This window comes from Nonomuraea roseola (assembly GCF_039535395.1).
Lineage (GTDB): Bacteria > Actinomycetota > Actinomycetes > Streptosporangiales > Streptosporangiaceae > Nonomuraea > Nonomuraea roseola.
Genome location: NZ_BAAAXC010000015.1, coordinates 5,503,848 through 5,519,119 on the forward strand (window position 1 = coordinate 5,503,848; position 15,272 = coordinate 5,519,119).

The following is a 15,272-nucleotide window of genomic DNA, read 5'->3' on the forward strand; positions in this document are numbered from 1 at the left end:
GAGCGCGGGGTGATCGGTTTGCTGTCTGTTTACGTGGATCTGGCGCTCGGCCTCGTGACGTCGTTCCTGCTGCTGTCGCTGCTGGTCAGCGGGCTCAACGAGGGCTTCGTCAGGCTGCTGTCGATCCGCAGCAAGTTCCTGTGGGCCTACCTTCGCGACACCATGGACGGCGCGGCGCCCTCGGGCCATTCGTGGCTGCCCAGCAGGGTCTCCGACGTCTTCGCCAAGCTGCCCTTCTCCGAGGATCCGCGCCCCGCGCACAACGAGCAGCCCTCTCCATCCGAGGTCGCCCCCGTGCCCGAGCGCGAAGGCGCCCTGACCGGCCTGTTCTACCAGCGGGTCCGCGAGATCGACTACGCCAAGCGGGGCAGGACCACCATCTCTGACATCCCGCCCGAGCGGTTCTCGGTGGCGATGATGGAGATGGCCTCCGCGGAGAAGGACGGCGTCGAGGGACTGCTGGCCAAGCTGCAGGCGGTCGGCAGCCCGCTGCACGGCCATCTGCAGGGTCTGTGGGAGGGCTCGCAGCGCGACCTCAACCGCTTCAGGCAGGGCGTCGAGAGCTGGTTCGACGCCGAGATGCAGCGCCTGTCCATGCTCTACAGGCGCTACGTCAAGTGGGTCGTGGCGGTGCTCGGCTTCGTGGTCATGCTGCTGTTCAGCATGGACGGCCTCGAGTACGCCAAGACGCTGCTGCGCGACAACGCCTACCGCTCAGCCGTCTCGGCGATCGCGGGAGGCGACACCGAGCGGCTCGAACCGCTGCGCGAGGAGTGCGCCACGCCGGGCAACCCGTACCGCTGCGTGACCGAGACGCTGAGCTCGCCCGCGCTGGTCAAGATCTTCGACCACGCGATCGTCAGCGTCGTGATCCCGGAGGAGGGCGACCCGTCCCTCTCGTGGAACGGCGGCGTGTGGTGGGAGCGCCTCACCACGCTCAGCCACTGGCCCGGCTTCCTGGTCACCTACCTGGCGCTGCTGTTCGGCGCGCCCTTCTGGTGGGACGTCCTGCGCCGCATCACCGGTCTGCGCTCCACCAAGTAAGATCACCTCACTCCCCCCATGGTTTCAGTGGGAGGAGTTCACATGTGGATGATCGCCGGGATCGTACTGGCCTCGACCGTCGTGGCGCCGGTGCCCGACGTCGCGGGCCAGGGCTTGGTGATGGCGGTGCAGTCGCTCAGGGACGCGGGCTACGAGCGCATCAAAACCACCGACGTCAGCGGGCGGGGGCGCATCGTGGTCGTGCGGCGTGACTGGAAGGTGTGCCGCCAGCAGCCTGGCGCGGGAGCGGCGCGAGCGGAGACGCAGAGGCAGGCGCAGGTCGAGCTCTCGGTGGTGAAGGTGGGGGAGAGCTGTCCCACGCGCGTGGAGGCGCCGGTCAGGCCGGGCTTCATGCCCGCGCTCAGAGGCAAGAGCGTCCGGGTCGCCCGGCAGTCGCTGCCGCGCCGTACGACCATCAGGATCACCGACGCCACCGGGCAGAACCGCCTCGTCTTCTGGGACACGGCCTGGCGCATCTGCACCCAGACTCCCGCCGCCGGTCAGCCGCTCACCGGCGGCCCGGTGCTCCTCAGCACGGTGAAGTACGGCGAGGCCTGCCCCGCGCGCTGACCCAGGCGCTCGGCAGGCGAGGCTCGGCGGCGATGCACGGCATGGCCGCCGAGCCCCGCCAGGACCGGCCCACTCTGCGGGCGCGTGCCGTACCGGCTGGTCAGAGCCACACGCGTCTCCGGAAAAGGGCAGGGCGCTACCCCTGGTGGCATTCGGGCTTGCCCGAGGGCATCGACACGGGCTTCGCCGCACCGAAGGAGTCAGCGACGCCCTGCAACAGGACTGCCGTGGCATCTCGGGGCCGAGGCACCTGAGAGGCGAGCCCGCTCTTCCCGACCCGCTTCCTGGTCTGGATCTCTACCAACGTGATCACGTTGTCGTCGACGCGCATGAGCCCACGCAGGAGCAGTGCCTGAGGATTGGCTGCGGTCAGGCGGACGTCGTAGCCCGAATCCGCGTCGGAGATATCGCAACGGCTCCCATCCCACTGCCACTCCGGCTCCTCCAGGTGGCCCGCGAAACTGGATTGCACTTCGAGGCCGTACACCACCGTCCGCACGCTGATGTGGTCGCCGTCCCTGGTCTGGGTGGCGCGCCATTCGCAGACGATCGACTTGCCGGTGCCCTCGTCGGGGCGCACCTCCGAACTCCAGAAGCTGCGCCCTCCTTGGACGGCTCTCCACGGCGGCTCTTCTCCCACGATGGCCCTGGTGGCGGGCTCTTGCCACAGGGCCTTGCAGACGTCGGGCATGGCGCTGTGGTCGGGCCACTCGGTGAGGGCTCCGCAGCCGGTCGCGCTCAGTGTGCCCACCAACGCGAGCGCCGCGAGGCCCCGCGACCGCGGCGTCGTCACAGGTCCGCCGTGGTGAAATAGCAGCCGGAAACGTCCGCCTGGTCCGCGAAGTGCACGCTGTGCGGGTCGGGCTCGCAGATGAGTCTGGCCAGACCCACGGCGGCCTGGCCGGCGTCGGCGCCGATGAGGAAGAAGCCGTTGCCGAACCACATCTGGTGGCTCGCCCTCTTCCACAGATCGGGATCGTCCAGAAACGCCTTTTTGTAGATCTTCTGGAACCCGGTCGAGGCTCTTGACCGGATGATGCCGAGAATCGGGCCCCCGCTGTCCTCGCACACCACCGCGTGGGCGAGCAGGGCCGCCGCGCCGTCCGGCAGGTAGGCGGCGATCTCCCGCCCGCCGACTTCGCGGGGGTACGCGCAGGGGGCGATGTGGGCGTTGGCGAAGGCGACCAGCTTGTCGGGCGAGGTGATCGCACGGCCCAGCCTGCGCATGCCATCGGCTGTCGTTCGCGTCTCCAGCGCCGGTATCGAGGCCGTGGAAGGGCGGGGCGAGGCGACTTTCAGGTAGTCGGGGGGCGCAGGCGTCTCGACGCCCGAGGCGCATGCCTTGAGGATGAGAACCAGCACCACGATGCCGATGAGGACCGACCCGCCTGAGGACGCCGGCGTGATCAGCCATTTGTCACTATCGATGCGCTCGGCGATGTAACTCATCACTTTTGATCATATCGCCCGGGAAGCGAGGTCAATAGGTCTCAATGACGCCTCCGCCCTCTTGCCGGAGCGCACCAAGGACATGGAGGAATCGGTGAGCGTGACTCACGCAGGGTCTGGCAGGTGCATGGAGGCGAGCCTGGCGGGATCAGCCACGATCGCGATGGCGGCAATCCGGCCGTCGGCGACCGTGAACGAGATGATCGAGAGCGGGGTTCCGTCCTCGCGCCACGAGACGTACCCGGGAAGGCCGTTGACGAGCACCGCTCGATGTCGTGCGACAGCGCCGGAGACCATCCGCGCACCGGAGGCGACTGCGGTGGCGCCGAGGGTGACGACCACTCCGTTCGGAGTGTCGACCGTCAGCCTCACGTCCGGGTCGAGCACGCGCAGCAGCGCCTCGAAATCGCCGCCCGTCGTGGCCGCGCGGAAGGCTTTGATGACCTGTCGTTGTTCTCGTCCGACGATCGTCGGCCGCTCGGTCGCCCGTACCTTCCTGCGAGCGCGGCTGGCGATCATCTTGGTGGCGTCGGCGGACTTGCCGAGGATCTGGCCGATCTCGGCGAACGGCACCCCGAACAGGTCGTGCAGCACGAACGTCAGCCGCTCGCTGGGCCCGAGCGCGTCCAGGACGACGAGCAGCGCGAGCCCCACCGAGTCGGCGAGCGACACGGTTTCCTCGGGCTCTGCGCTGTCGTCGACCGTTATCACGAGCTCGGACAACCCGTCTCCGTAGGACGCCTCTGGGCGGGTCTGGCGGGACCGCAGGACATCCAGGCTGATCCGGCCGACCACCGTGGTCAGCCAGCCCGCCAGGTTCGCGATGGTCGTCGCGTCCTGGCGGGCGAGCCGCATCCAGGCCTCCTGGACCACGTCCTCAGCGTCGGCGTGCGATCCGAGCACGCGGTAGGCGACCGCGCTCAACCGGTCGCGCTGGGCCTCGAACGCTTCGGCCAGCAGGTCCGTCCGGTTGGTGTCAGTCATCCTGTGGTCTTCCTCGGATCTGCTTGCTCATGGGTGATGACGGGCCTGGATCGTCGCATGGTCTACGGCCGGTCAGCCATCGGCACGGTTGCGGCGGCGCTGCTGGCGGAGCGAGATCCGGTTGCCGTCCGGATCCACCGCCTCGATGCGAACGCCGAACGGGTAGTCCTCCGGTTCGGGCTGCTCGAATGTTACGCCTCGCTGGCGAAACACCTCGAAATCCTTCCTCAGGTCATCCGACTCAAGGATGAGCGGACCGGAGGCGGCACCCGGCCGCTGCTCGACCGGCTGTCCCGCGGCCGGCGCATGCGACCAGAGGAGGATCTGGACCGGACTGTCGGCGACGCCCACGGTGAGGAAGCGTCCTTCCGGCCCCGGGTAGTCGACGCGCTTCTCCAGGCCGAGCCCTTCGGAGTAGAACTTCAGCGCGCGGTCCTGATCGGTGACGTGGACCGTCACATACATAAGGTTCGTCAGCACCCTGGTCTCCCATCTCGTCGTTGGTCCGACGACCGTGGGCTTACACGGCCGTCGCTCCTATGACGGGCGCGGGCGCCAGAAGGTAACGAACGGACCGAGCCCTGCGCAGCAGGGCGTCACGGGTATCCGCGCGGATCCGGTGGAGAAGGGACCGCCATCGCGTGCACCAAGATCTTTCAGGCGGGCGCCGTTGGGCGGACTCGACCAGTTCGAAGGCCATGGCCAGGCCGGCGGCTCTCGGTGGTGAAGGTGGGGGGAGAGCTGCTCCGCGCGCTGACCGAGGCGCCCGGCCGGCGAGGCTCGGTGCCTCAGGTACCGACCGCAGCTGACAAGGCCGTCGGCCGCGCCCGGGGCGGGCACGGCCGACGGCCTACTCACATGACGCGCTCACACGTCGTAGTACATCTCGAACTCGTGCGGGTGCGGGCGCAGGCGGATCGGGTCGACCTCGTTGGTGCGCTTGTAGTCGATCCACGTCTCGATCAGGTCGGGCGTGAACACGCCGCCCTCGAGCAGGTAGTCGTGGTCGGCCTCGAGCGCGTCGAGGACCTCCGACAGCGAGCCGGGCACCTGCGGGACGAGACGGGCCTCCTCCGGAGGCAGCTCGTACAGGTCCTTGTCGACGGGCTCCGGCGGCTCGATCTTGTTGCGGATGCCGTCGATGCCCGCCATCAGCATCGCCGCGAAGGCGAAGTACGGGTTGCAGGAGGGGTCGGGCACCCTGAACTCGATGCGCTTGGCCTTCGGGTTGGACCCCGTGATCGGGATGCGCACGCAGGCCGAGCGGTTGCGCTGGGAGTAGACCAGGTTGACGGGCGCCTCGTACCCCGGCACCAGGCGGTGGTAGGAGTTCACCGTCGGGTTGGTGAAGGCCAGCAGCGAGGGCGCGTGCTTCAGCAGGCCGCCGATGTAGTAGCGGGCGGTGTCGGACAGGCCCGCGTAGCCGACCTCGTCGTAGAAGAGCGGCGAGCCGTCCTTCCACAGCGACTGGTGGCAGTGCATGCCCGAGCCGTTGTCACCGAAGATCGGCTTCGGCATGAAGGTGACCGTGTGGCCGTACTCGAGGGCCGTGCTCTTGATGACGTACTTGTAGAGCATGAGGTTGTCGGCCGTCTTGAGCAGCGTGCCGAACTTGAAGTCGATCTCCGCCTGACCCGCGGTGCCGACCTCGTGGTGCTGCATCTCGACCTCGATGCCGCTCTCGATGAGGTTGCGGACCATCTCGGAGCGCAGGTCGGTGAAGTGGTCCATCGGCGGGACGGGGAAGTAGCCGCCCTTGTAGCGCGGCTTGTAGCCCAGGTTGCCGCCCTCGGCCGCCTTGCCGGTGTTCCAGGCGCCCTCGATGGAGTCGACGTAGTAGTAGCTCGAGTGCTGGTTGGTCTCGAAGCGCACGTCGTCGAAGATGTAGAACTCGGCCTCGGGGCCGAAGTAGACCGTGTCGGCGATGCCGGTGCCCTTGAGGTACTCCTCCGCCTTGCGGGCGACGTTGCGCGGGTCGCGGCTGTAGGCCTCGCCGGTCAGCGGGTCGTGCACGAAGAAGTTGATGTTGAGCGTCTTGTGCTGGCGGAACGGGTCGAGCACGGCGCTGGAGGGGTCGGGCAGCAGGAGCATGTCCGACTCGTGGATGGCCTGGAAACCGCGGATCGACGAGCCGTCGAACATGAGGCCGTCGGAGAAGACGTTCGCGCCGAAGTTCTCGACCGGGAAGGTGAAGTGGTGCGTCGTCCCCGGCAGGTCGGTGAACCTGACATCGACGAACTGCACCCCTTCGTCCCTAATGAACTTCAGGACGTCGTCGGCGGAGTTAAACACTCTCGAACCTCCCAGGGGCATGGGCTATCAGGCCGACCGTAGGGGTCGGCCGTTTCCAGCCCGTGTCCCGATTGTTTCGCATGTGTTAAGCCCGTCACGTCTCGGAGGAGATCGTGCACTCCTCGTTGTCCTCGGGAGTGAGGTCGTAGGGGTCGCCGGCGTGCTCGGTGGCCCGCTCGGCGACCTTGTCGCGCGGCGAGTCGGGATAGAAAGGGTGGACGAAGGAGTCGTCGACGTCGCACCTGGCGGGGGTCACGCCGCCGGTGTTCCAGGTGTAGACCCAGACGACCAACTCGCCGTCCTCGCGGTAGACGTGCGCCTCGCCGACGTGGTGGGAGACCACCCGGTGCCGGGTCCACGGCTGGCCCGGGCGCTGGACGGCGTAGACGAAGACGTAGCTCATCGAGATCTTCACGCCGGTGCGGCCGTCGTCGCTGTAGCGGCCCAGCGTGGTCTTGCCCTTCACCTTGACGACAGGGGTGGCCAGCTCGGCGGTCTTCGGCGCGAAGCTGTGCACCCACGCCCTGGTGTTGAAGTCGTCCTTCGCCGCGAACCCGCGGGTCCTGTCGAGGTTCTTCCTGAACCAGGCGCGCTCCTCCGGGGGCAGCAGGTCGGCGAAGGCCTTGGGCCTGCCTCCCATGAGGGTCGGCACGTCCAGGTGCGAGGCGGCCATGAGGGCCTTGACCCGCTTGAGGGCGGTGGCCACGTCCTTCTTCGACAGGCCGTGCATGGCCTTGGCGGGAGGCATGACCAGGCCCGCCGCACCGTTGGGGTAGCTTTCGGCCTTGGAGCCTTCGAAGGGCCCCACCTCCTCGGGCGAGCCGGCCACCGGCTCGGTCTCCTCGGGTACGGGTCCGAGAGTCGGCAGCGCGGCCTCGACGGCCGCGAGCAGGTCAGGCAGCCTGCCCGCCACCGTGCCTCCCGCCGCGATCAGCACGGCGACGACGGCGACCGCCGCGACGGCGACGGCGGCCACGGTGATCCGGCGGCGGGACGGGCGGGCGGTGGTCTTCGGGCGTCGCTGCTCGGTTTCCACCTGGGAGACGAGCGCGTTGAAGCGGTCGTCGAGATCGTCGGGGGACATGGATGGCTCGTGCCTTTCGGGGGGTGTCGAGGCATGATACGGACCGGCACCCCGGGCGGATACCGTTGGGGTATGAGCGGCAAGCAGGAGCAGCCCCGGTGGACCCAGACCTGGCTGGGAGGGGTGAGGTCGGCGGGGGTCGATCTCGGGTACCCGGGAGAGCGGCTGGGCGTGCCCGAGGAGGGCAGCGGCTCGATGGCCAGGTTCGGGCGCAGGTTCGGCGCCCTGGTCATCGACTGGCTGATCTGCACGTGGGCCATCGCCCAGGCGCTGCTTCGGATCAACCCGGCCGAGTCGCCGTGGGTGCCGGTGGCGATCTTCGCGGTGCAGTACCTGTTGCTGGTCGGCTTCCTCGGCCAGACCTTCGGCCACCGGCTGATGGGCATCAGGGTCGCGGCGATGGACGGCGGGCGGCCCAGGTGGCTTCCCGTGCTGGTGCGCACCATCCTGCTCTGCCTGGCCGTCCCCGCGGTGATCTTCGACCGCGACCAGCGCGGCGTGCACGACAGGGTGTCGAACACCATGGTCGTGCGCATGTAGGGCAGGCGCCCCAAATTCTGAACCCGGTTCATCTGTGAACCTGGTATGGTTTCGGTATGGCTGGTCTGCGCGAGCGTAAAAAGGAACAGACGCGCTGCCGCATCGAGCAGGTGGCGATGCGGCTGTTCGCCGAGCGGGGCTTCGACGACGTCACGGTCAACGAGATCGCCGAGGCGGCCGAGGTGGCGAAGGTGACGCTGTTCAAGTACTTCCCCTCCAAGGAGTCGCTGGTCCTCGACGGCGTCAAGGAGGACTTCGCGGAAATCGTCGCCGCCCGCCAGGACGGCCGGTCGGTCGTCGACGCGGTGCGCGACCACTGCGCCCTGATGGTCCGGGCAGACGCCCCCGAGGTGGCGACCCTGGTCAGGATCATCTCCGGCAGCCCCGCGCTGCTCGTGGGGTTGCAGGCGGTCCAGGCGGGACAGCGGGCGGAGTTGGCGGCCGTGCTGGCCGCCGAGCGGGACGAGATCACCGCCCGCCTGATGGCGGCGCAGCTCATGTCCACCGTGACGGCCCTGCAGGAGCTGTTCTTCGAGGGGCGCCTCACGGACGACGCGGTGAAACTCGCCTTCGACCTGCTCGAGAACGGAATGAGGGGACACTGACGTGCGCGCCAGGGGCATCAACTACGACACGGGCTTCCTGCCCGATCTCTCCAGGAAGACCTTCGACCCCGCCGACGTGGCCAGGGAGATGAAGGTGATCGCCGAGGAGCTGCGCTGCACCGCCGTACGGGTGTCGGGGGTGGTGCCCGAGCGGCTGTCGGTGGCCGCCGAGCAGGCGGCCGCGGCCGGCCTTGAGGTGTGGTTCGCGCCCTTCCCCGTGGACCTGACGCCCGAGGAGATGACCGGGCTCTACGCCGACTGCGCCGACCGGGCCGAAGCGGTGCGCAGGGCAGGCGCCGAGGTGGTGTTCGTCACGGGATGCGAGACCAGCGCCTTCGGCCGGGGATTCATGTCGGGTGAAACCTACATGGAGCGCATGGAGGCCATGGCCATGGCGGACATGGAGTGGTGGGGCAGGCTCGGACCCGTGCTCGAGCGCCTGAGCCTCTTCCTCGCCGACATCGTGGAGGCGGCGGTCAGGCCGCGCTTCGGCGGGCGCGTCACCTACGCCTCTGGCCCGTGGGAGTTCATCGACTGGACCCCCTTCGACCTGGTCGGCGTGGACGCCTACCGGGCCGCCTACAACGCAGGCAGCTTCGCCGAGGAGATCCGCGGCCACTTCGAGCACGGCAAGCCGGTCGCCGTCACGGAGTTCGGCACCTGCGCCTACACGGGGGCGGGACAGCTCGGCGGCATGGCCTGGCGCCCGCCCGCCGGCGCGGTGCGCGACGAGGGCGAGCAGGCCCGCTACTTCAGCGAGCTCATGGACGTCTTCGAGGCCGAGGGCGTCGACAGCGCCTTCTGGTTCACCTTCGCCGGGTACAGCCACGAGGGCGAGGACGACCTGGCCTCCTACGGCGTCGTCAGGATGCCCGGAGGGGAGCCCAAGGAGGTCTTCCACGCCATGGCTAAGCGCTACAGGTGAAGATGGCCGTGCCCGGCAGGTGGTGGCCTCTGAGCGGGCTCCATCCGCCCCACACGCGGTCGTGGCCGCGCGGCCACTCGGGCTCCAGCAGGCCTCTGACGGTCAGACCTGAGGCGACCACCAGGGAGACCCAGTCGCCCATCGTGCGGTGGTGCTCGACGTAGGTGGGCGTGCCCTCGTCGTCCCTCTCCTCGTACGGCGTGCGGTCGAAGTAGGACCGGTCGGAGGTGAGCCCCCGCTCGCCCGGGTCGTCGGGAAAGGCCCACCTGATCGGATGGCTCACCGAGAACACGAACAGCCCGCCGGGCCGCAGCACCCTGCGGACCTCGAGCAGGACCCGCAGCGGCTCGGCCACGAACGGCAGCGCGCCGAAGGCCGAGCACGCCAGGTCGAAGCTGGCAGGGGCGAAGGGCAGGCTCTCGGCGTCGGCCTGCACGACGGGAACGCGCAGCCCCGTGTCGAGGTCGAGGCGCTGGGAGTGGCGCAGCTGGCGGTGGGAGATGTCGAAGGCCGCCACTCTCGCGCCCTGCCCCGACAGCCATCGCGCGCACTGGGCGGCGCCGCAGCCGATCTCCAGCACGTCCTTGCCCGCGACGTCGCCGAGCAGGTGCGCCTCGGCCTCGTCGACCCCCTCGGGACACCAGATGAAGCCGGAGTCGCGAAGGAAGTCTCCGTGCTCCACCTGGTACTCGTCCGCGTTGCCGTCCCACCAGAAGCGGTTGGCCCGCGACGACGCCGACAGCACTAGCGCATCTTCGGGCCGCGCGGCATGCGGGCGCCCTTGGGCATCGGGCCCTTGGGCATCGGCAGGTTCTTCGGCAGCGAGCGCAGCCGGTCCTTGACCTGGTTGACGGCCGGCTTCTTGAGGTTGCGCGGCAGCTTCATCAGGTGGCGCTGCAGCTTGCCGAGCGGCACCTGGCCCTCGCCGTCGCCGCACTGGATGTCGTAGACGGGCACGTCCATGACCACGCGCTGCAGCCGCTTCTTCTCACCGACCAGCATCTTCTGCACGCGGTTGCCCGGCCCCTCGGAGACCAGCACGATGCCGGGGAAGCCCACCACCAGGTGCACGAGGTCCTGGTCGCGGTTGGCGGCGATCGCGGGGGTCACCTCCCAGTTGCCCCGCATGCCCTGCAGTACCGCGGCGGCCGCGCCGGTCTGGCCGTCGAGCATGGAGTACTGGGCGCGCTGGGCCAGCTGGCCGAACACGATCAGGCCCACGGTGAACGCGAGCATGATGCCGATGAAGATCGAATACCAGATCCAGCCCGTGACCAGGCCGATCACGATGACCACCGCCAGCGTGGCGACCGCCGACAGAAAGACGATCGGCATCCCCTTGGGGTTGGCCTGCTGGATGATCTTCGCGATCATGCGGAGCTGCTTGATGCGCCCCGGCTTCTCTGGGTCTACGGGCTTAGCCATGTTGTGAAGGATACAAACACCACCCGCCGGAGATGAAAACGTGACCCGTCCTTGCGCGGCTCATCGTGGGCGGCCCCTCAGGGGATGGGCTTCACCTCGGGGAAGCGGCTGCTCCGCCCGTCGAACAGCGTGGTCTGCCTGCCCTTCAGATGCAGGTCGAAGAAGGCGCTGACGTAGGCGCGCTGGGCGGTCACGGCGCGGCGGGGATCCATCGTCCCGATGATGTCGCTCGCCGGCACGCCGAGCTCCCCCGCGAGCTGGGGCACCATCGCCTCGGCGTCGGAGAAGCTGTAGTGCGCCGTCCCCGTGAAGCGCAGCTCGCGCTTCCAGCCCGTGGACCTGTCCCAGAACGACTTCCACGACGGATCGCTCGCCCTGGTGTGGTTCTCCGCGGCGATCTGGAGGAACGGCTTGGCGACGCCGGTGGTCGCGACCGACCCGCGGAAGCCGCCGTCGAGGTTGACGCCCGCGTCGACGCGCCGGTCGCCGTGCGTGAGCTGAGCGGCCGTGGCTCCGCCCATGGAGTGGCCGAGCGCGCCGACCCTCGTCAGGTCCAGGCCGCCGCGCAGGCCGGCAGGCAGCCCGCGCCGCTCGGCGTCGGGGTTGTCGCCGCGCCCGAGCCGCGCGAGCTGGTCGAGCACGAACCTCATGTCCTCCTCGCGGACCCGCTGCGCCTTGGCCATGTCCTCCTGCGTCGGCCGCTGAGGGAAGGCGGTGCGTTCGAGCCTGCCGCCGGGGAACTCGACCTGGGCCGCCTCGTAGGTGTGGTCGACGGTGACGACGGCGTAGCCCCTGGAGGCCAGCTCCTCGACGAGCGTGGCGCCGATCGTGCGCGGCGCGCCCGCGCCCGCGCGTCATCCTGAGGATGACCGGGAGGGGCTCACGACGAGCGCCCCCGCGAGCGGCGTGGCTCGCGGGGGCGCTCGTGATGACGGCTCAGATCTTGGTGGTCGCGCCGAGTCTCCTGTCGGCGACGCTGCGGCCCGCCTCGACCGTGTACTCGCCTGGCACGGTCGTCCAGCCCTCGTCCGTCCAGACCTGGAAGGCGCGCTCGGGCAGGAACACCGTCGTCAGCACCGTCTCGCCGGGAGCGGCCTCCACCACGTCGAAGCCGGCCAGCCACCTGGCGGGCCTGCCGTCGGGCGTCGGGGCCGAGAGGTAGACCTGCACGACCTCCCGTCCCTCGCGCGGGCCCGTGTTCGTGACCGCGACCGTCACGGTCGAGCCCTCGGCGGCGATCGAGTCGTAGGACCAGCTCGTGTAGCCCAGGCCGTGCCCGAACCAGAAGGCGGGCGTGCGCTCCAGCTTCTCCCAGCCCCTGTAGCCGATGAAGACGCCCTCCTCGTAGGGGACCTGTCCCTCCACGGGCGTGACGTCGACGACGGGGCTGTCGGCCAGCCGTACCGGCCAGGTGGTGGGGAGGCGGCCGCCCGGCTCGGCGTCGCCGTACAGGACGTCGGCGAGGGCCTGCCCCGCCTCCTGTCCCGGGAACCAGGTGAGCAGCACCGCCGCCGCGTCGGCGATCCACGGCATCTCGACGGGAGAGCCCGCGTTGACGACCACGATCGTGCGGGGGTTGGCGGCGGCGACGGCGGCGATGAGCTCGTTCTGACGGCCGGGCAGCCGCAGGTTCTCGCGGTCGAAGCCCTCGCTCTCCACCTCGAGCGTCGTGGAGGCCACCACCACCGCCACCTCGCACGACCGCGCCGCCTCCACCGCCTGGGCGATGAGGACGTCGTCGCCGGGGGAGGGGTTGGCGTGGCCGAGGGTGTAGGCGACGAACGCCATGCCGCCGAACGCGCCCGCAGGGTGGGTCACCTCCAGCTCGTAGGCCCTGCCCTCGGTCAGCTCGACGGCGACGCGCCGCTCGGGCGGCGACAGGAACGCCGCGGCGGGGTCGTCGCCCTCCAGCTCGATGGTCGCGTCGAAGACGGTCTCGCCGTCGACGCGCACGGTGAAGGGGCCCACGCCCGCGACGGACAGCTCGTGCGCGCCGGTGAGGTCGGGGGTGTAGGCGGCGCGCAGCCGTACCGCGCTGAGCCGCTCGCCGTCCACGTCGGGCGGCAGCTGGCCGACCCACCTGGCCTCCGTCGTCGCCAGCGGGTGCTCGGCGAGCACCCGCCCCTCCGCGTCGAGGAACTGCGCGGTCGTCGGTGCGGCCAGCGGGGACAGCCGCACCCTCGGGTCGGTGCCGAGGGCGTAGCGCACCTCGCCGCGGGCGCGCAGCCCTTCCAGCGGGGAGATCGTGCGGTCGGGGAAGACCTGCGCGCTTCCCCCTCCCATGATCCGCGCCTCGTCGGCGGCCGAGCCGATGAGCGCCAGGCTCGTCACGTCTTCGAGGGGCAGCAGGTCGCCGTCGTTCTTGAGCAGCGTGAACGAGCGCGCCGCCACCTCCCGCGCGAGCGCCACCCCGTCGATCGCGGCGTGCTCGGCCCGCTCGGCCGGGGCGCCGGACGGCGGCCGCAGCGCGCCGACCCTGTGGGCCAGGCGGAGGATGCGGCGGACCTTGTCGTCGACGACAGACTCGGGCACCCGGCCCTCGCGCACGGCCTCCTCGAGCTTGTCGCCCCACGGCCCGAACGGCCCGGGCATCGCCACGTCGGTGCCGCCCAGCGCCGCCGCCTCGGTGGAGCGCACGGCGGTCCAGTCGGACACCACGTAGCCGTCGAAGCCCCACTCCTGCTTCAGCACGCCGTTGACCAGCTCGGAGTGCTCGGTCATCGTGGTGCCGTTGACGGAGTTGTAGGCGGTCATCAGGCCCCAGGCGCCCGCGCGCACCACCCGCTCGAACGGCGCCAGGTACGCCTCGCGCAGCACCTTGTCGCTCACCCTGACGTCGACGGTGAAGCGGTCGGTCTCGAAGTCGTTGGCCACGAAGTGCTTGGGCGTGGTGGCGACCCCGCCCTCCTGCACGCCTTCGACGTAGGCGGCGCCCAGCTCGCCGGTGAGGTAGGGGTCCTCGGAGAAGCACTCGAAGTGCCGTCCGCCGAGGGGGGAGCGGTGCAGGTTGATCGTCGGCGCCAGCAGCACGTGCACGCCCTTGCGCCTGGCCTCCTGGGCCAGCAGGCGGCCCACCTGGCGGACCAGGCCGGTGTCCCAGGTGGCGGCCAGCGCCGTGGGGCTCGGCAGGGCGATCGAGGGGTCGGCGGAGGTCCACTGCTCGCCGCGCACGCCGATGGGGCCGTCGCTCATCACGAGCCGGTCGAGCCCGATCTCGGGGACGGCGGGCAGCGACCACATGTCCGCGCCGGTGAGCAGGCGGATCTTGGTGGAGAGGTCCAGCTGGTTGATCAGTTCGTCGAAGTCCACGCAGTCAGTGTTAACCAGAAAACCTACTAATCGATAGGTTTGTGACCATTGCGTTACATCGAGAATGCGAGAAGGACCGCGCCCCTGGTGGGACGCGGTCCTTTCACATGATCGGTCAGACGATCTGGCGAGCCTCGATGGCCTGCTGGTAGAGGCGCCCCGCCCGGTAGGAGGAGCGGACCAGCGGCCCGGACAGCACCCCGGCGAAGCCGATCGCCTCGGCCTCGGCCTGCAGCTCGACGAACTCCTCCGGCTTCACCCACCGCTCCACCGGGTGGTGGCGCGGCGTGGGGCGCAGGTACTGGGTGACCGTCAGCAGGTCGCAGCCCGCCTCGTGCAGGTCGCGCATGGCCTGGACGACCTCCTCGCGCTCCTCGCCCATGCCCAGGATCAGGTTGGACTTGGTGACCAGCCCCGCCTCGCGGGCCTTGGTGATCACACCGAGGGAACGCTCGTAGCGGAAGGCGGGACGGATGCGCTTGAAGATCCGCGGCACGGTCTCGATGTTGTGCGCGAAGACCTCGGGCTTGCTGGAGAAGACCTCCTCCAGCTGGGCCTGGTCGCCGTTGAAGTCGGGGACCAGCAGCTCGACGCCGCAGCCTGGCAGCAGCGCGTGGATCTGGCGGGCGGTCTCGGCGTAGAGCCAGGCGCCGCCGTCGGGCAGGTCGTCACGGGCGACGCCGGTCACGGTGGCGTACCTCAGGCCCATCTGCTGCACGGACTCGGCGACCCTGCGCGGCTCGTCCTTGTCGTACTCCTTGGGCTTGCCCGTGTCGATCTGGCAGAAGTCGCAGCGGCGGGTGCACTGGTCGCCGCCGATGAGGAAGGTCGCCTCGCGATCTTCCCAGCACTCGTAGATGTTCGGACAGCCGGCCTCTTCGCAGACCGTGTGCAGGCCCTCCCTGCGCACCAGCGATTTCAGCTCGGTGTACTCGGGACCGGTCTTGAGCTTGGTCTTGATCCACGGGGGCTTGCGCTCAATAGGGGTTTCGGCGTTTCGCACCTCCAGGCGGAGGAGCTTACGGCCTTCAGGAGCAACGGTCAC

The 15,272-nt window shown here is 69.7% G+C and carries 16 protein-coding genes; 5 read left to right on the forward strand and 11 right to left on the reverse strand.

Annotation, left to right across the window (positions count from 1 at the left end; translation table 11 throughout):
• Nucleotides 1–18 precede the first annotated feature (18 nt).
• Complete coding sequence (locus tag ABFX55_RS49450; RefSeq protein WP_379479183.1) at nucleotides 19–1,044, forward strand: hypothetical protein; 1,026 nt, start codon at nucleotides 19–21, stop codon at nucleotides 1,042–1,044.
• Nucleotides 1,045–1,086: 42 nt separating this feature from the next.
• Nucleotides 1,087–1,614 (forward strand): hypothetical protein, encoded by a 528-nt coding sequence (locus ABFX55_RS49455; RefSeq protein WP_346131190.1) that lies wholly within the window; start codon nucleotides 1,087–1,089, stop codon nucleotides 1,612–1,614.
• A gap of 136 nt (nucleotides 1,615–1,750) precedes the next feature.
• Here the strand turns inward: ABFX55_RS49455 and ABFX55_RS49460 are convergent, their stop codons facing one another.
• The 6 genes from ABFX55_RS49460 to ABFX55_RS49485 all read right to left on the reverse strand — a co-directional run bounded on the left by ABFX55_RS49460 (nucleotide 1,751) and on the right by ABFX55_RS49485 (nucleotide 7,423).
• Nucleotides 1,751–2,407, reverse strand: a complete 657-nt coding sequence (locus tag ABFX55_RS49460) for a hypothetical protein (RefSeq protein WP_346131191.1) — start codon at nucleotides 2,405–2,407, stop codon at nucleotides 1,751–1,753.
• Complete coding sequence (locus ABFX55_RS49465) at nucleotides 2,404–3,063, reverse strand: hypothetical protein (RefSeq protein ID WP_346131193.1); 660 nt, start codon at nucleotides 3,061–3,063, stop codon at nucleotides 2,404–2,406. The genes ABFX55_RS49460 and ABFX55_RS49465 overlap by 4 nt, the downstream gene beginning before the upstream one ends.
• A gap of 105 nt (nucleotides 3,064–3,168) precedes the next feature.
• Entirely contained in the window at nucleotides 3,169–4,047 is an 879-nt protein-coding gene (locus ABFX55_RS49470; RefSeq protein ID WP_346131195.1) for a sigma-70 family RNA polymerase sigma factor, read from the reverse strand.
• 72 nt (nucleotides 4,048–4,119) lie between these two features.
• Nucleotides 4,120–4,527, reverse strand: a complete 408-nt coding sequence (locus ABFX55_RS49475; RefSeq protein WP_346131197.1) for a VOC family protein — start codon at nucleotides 4,525–4,527, stop codon at nucleotides 4,120–4,122.
• A gap of 387 nt (nucleotides 4,528–4,914) precedes the next feature.
• Nucleotides 4,915–6,339 (reverse strand): type I glutamate--ammonia ligase, encoded by a 1,425-nt coding sequence (glnA, locus tag ABFX55_RS49480; protein WP_183658658.1) that lies wholly within the window; start codon nucleotides 6,337–6,339, stop codon nucleotides 4,915–4,917.
• 94 nt (nucleotides 6,340–6,433) lie between these two features.
• Nucleotides 6,434–7,423, reverse strand: a complete 990-nt coding sequence (locus ABFX55_RS49485) for a hypothetical protein (RefSeq protein WP_346131199.1) — start codon at nucleotides 7,421–7,423, stop codon at nucleotides 6,434–6,436.
• Nucleotides 7,424–7,495: 72 nt separating this feature from the next.
• Here ABFX55_RS49485 and ABFX55_RS49490 point away from each other — a divergent pair, with 72 nt between their 5' ends.
• From ABFX55_RS49490 to ABFX55_RS49500, 3 genes are read left to right on the forward strand one after another with little or no spacing between them, the layout of a single operon-like run.
• On the forward strand, nucleotides 7,496–7,963 hold the full coding sequence (locus ABFX55_RS49490) for an RDD family protein (protein WP_183658663.1): 468 nt from the start codon (nucleotides 7,496–7,498) through the stop codon (nucleotides 7,961–7,963).
• Nucleotides 7,964–8,019: 56 nt separating this feature from the next.
• A complete protein-coding gene (locus ABFX55_RS49495; protein WP_346131200.1) occupies nucleotides 8,020–8,568 on the forward strand; it encodes a TetR family transcriptional regulator in 549 nt (182 codons plus the stop codon).
• Between the two features lies 1 nt (nucleotide 8,569).
• Nucleotides 8,570–9,493: a glycoside hydrolase family 113 protein gene (locus tag ABFX55_RS49500; protein WP_346131202.1), complete on the forward strand. Its 924-nt coding sequence runs from the start codon at nucleotides 8,570–8,572 to the stop codon at nucleotides 9,491–9,493.
• On the opposite strand, the gene ABFX55_RS49505 is transcribed toward ABFX55_RS49500, so the two are convergent.
• The 5 genes from ABFX55_RS49505 to lipA all read right to left on the reverse strand — a co-directional run bounded on the left by ABFX55_RS49505 (nucleotide 9,477) and on the right by lipA (nucleotide 15,272).
• On the reverse strand, nucleotides 9,477–10,238 hold the full coding sequence (locus ABFX55_RS49505; RefSeq protein WP_346131204.1) for a class I SAM-dependent methyltransferase: 762 nt from the start codon (nucleotides 10,236–10,238) through the stop codon (nucleotides 9,477–9,479). The two genes, ABFX55_RS49500 and ABFX55_RS49505, sit on opposite strands and share 17 nt — an antisense overlap.
• Nucleotides 10,238–10,918: a DUF4191 domain-containing protein gene (locus tag ABFX55_RS49510; protein WP_183658668.1), complete on the reverse strand. Its 681-nt coding sequence runs from the start codon at nucleotides 10,916–10,918 to the stop codon at nucleotides 10,238–10,240. The genes ABFX55_RS49505 and ABFX55_RS49510 overlap by 1 nt, the downstream gene beginning before the upstream one ends.
• Nucleotides 10,919–10,995: 77 nt before the next feature.
• Nucleotides 10,996–11,745: an alpha/beta hydrolase family protein gene (locus ABFX55_RS49515; RefSeq protein ID WP_379479189.1), complete on the reverse strand. Its 750-nt coding sequence runs from the start codon at nucleotides 11,743–11,745 to the stop codon at nucleotides 10,996–10,998.
• A 109-nt stretch (nucleotides 11,746–11,854) separates the two neighbouring features.
• Nucleotides 11,855–14,227, reverse strand: coding sequence for a beta-glucosidase H (locus tag ABFX55_RS49520; RefSeq protein ID WP_346131206.1), 2,373 nt, complete (start codon nucleotides 14,225–14,227; stop codon nucleotides 11,855–11,857).
• A gap of 115 nt (nucleotides 14,228–14,342) precedes the next feature.
• Nucleotides 14,343–15,272: a lipoyl synthase gene (gene lipA / locus ABFX55_RS49525; protein ID WP_183658670.1), complete on the reverse strand. Its 930-nt coding sequence runs from the start codon at nucleotides 15,270–15,272 to the stop codon at nucleotides 14,343–14,345.

Excerpts from the sequence above, each read along its gene's own strand:
- ABFX55_RS49455 (WP_346131190.1), top strand. The coding sequence starts at position 1,087 with ATGTGGATGATCGCCGGGATCGTACTGGCCTCGACCGTCGTGGCGCCG.
- ABFX55_RS49465 (WP_346131193.1), bottom strand. The coding sequence starts at position 3,063 with ATGAGTTACATCGCCGAGCGCATCGATAGTGACAAATGGCTGATCACG.
- ABFX55_RS49470 (WP_346131195.1), bottom strand. The coding sequence starts at position 4,047 with ATGACTGACACCAACCGGACGGACCTGCTGGCCGAAGCGTTCGAGGCC.
- ABFX55_RS49485 (WP_346131199.1), bottom strand. The coding sequence starts at position 7,423 with ATGTCCCCCGACGATCTCGACGACCGCTTCAACGCGCTCGTCTCCCAG.
- ABFX55_RS49490 (WP_183658663.1), top strand. The coding sequence starts at position 7,496 with ATGAGCGGCAAGCAGGAGCAGCCCCGGTGGACCCAGACCTGGCTGGGA.
- ABFX55_RS49495 (WP_346131200.1), top strand. The coding sequence starts at position 8,020 with ATGGCTGGTCTGCGCGAGCGTAAAAAGGAACAGACGCGCTGCCGCATC.
- ABFX55_RS49510 (WP_183658668.1), bottom strand. The coding sequence starts at position 10,918 with ATGGCTAAGCCCGTAGACCCAGAGAAGCCGGGGCGCATCAAGCAGCTC.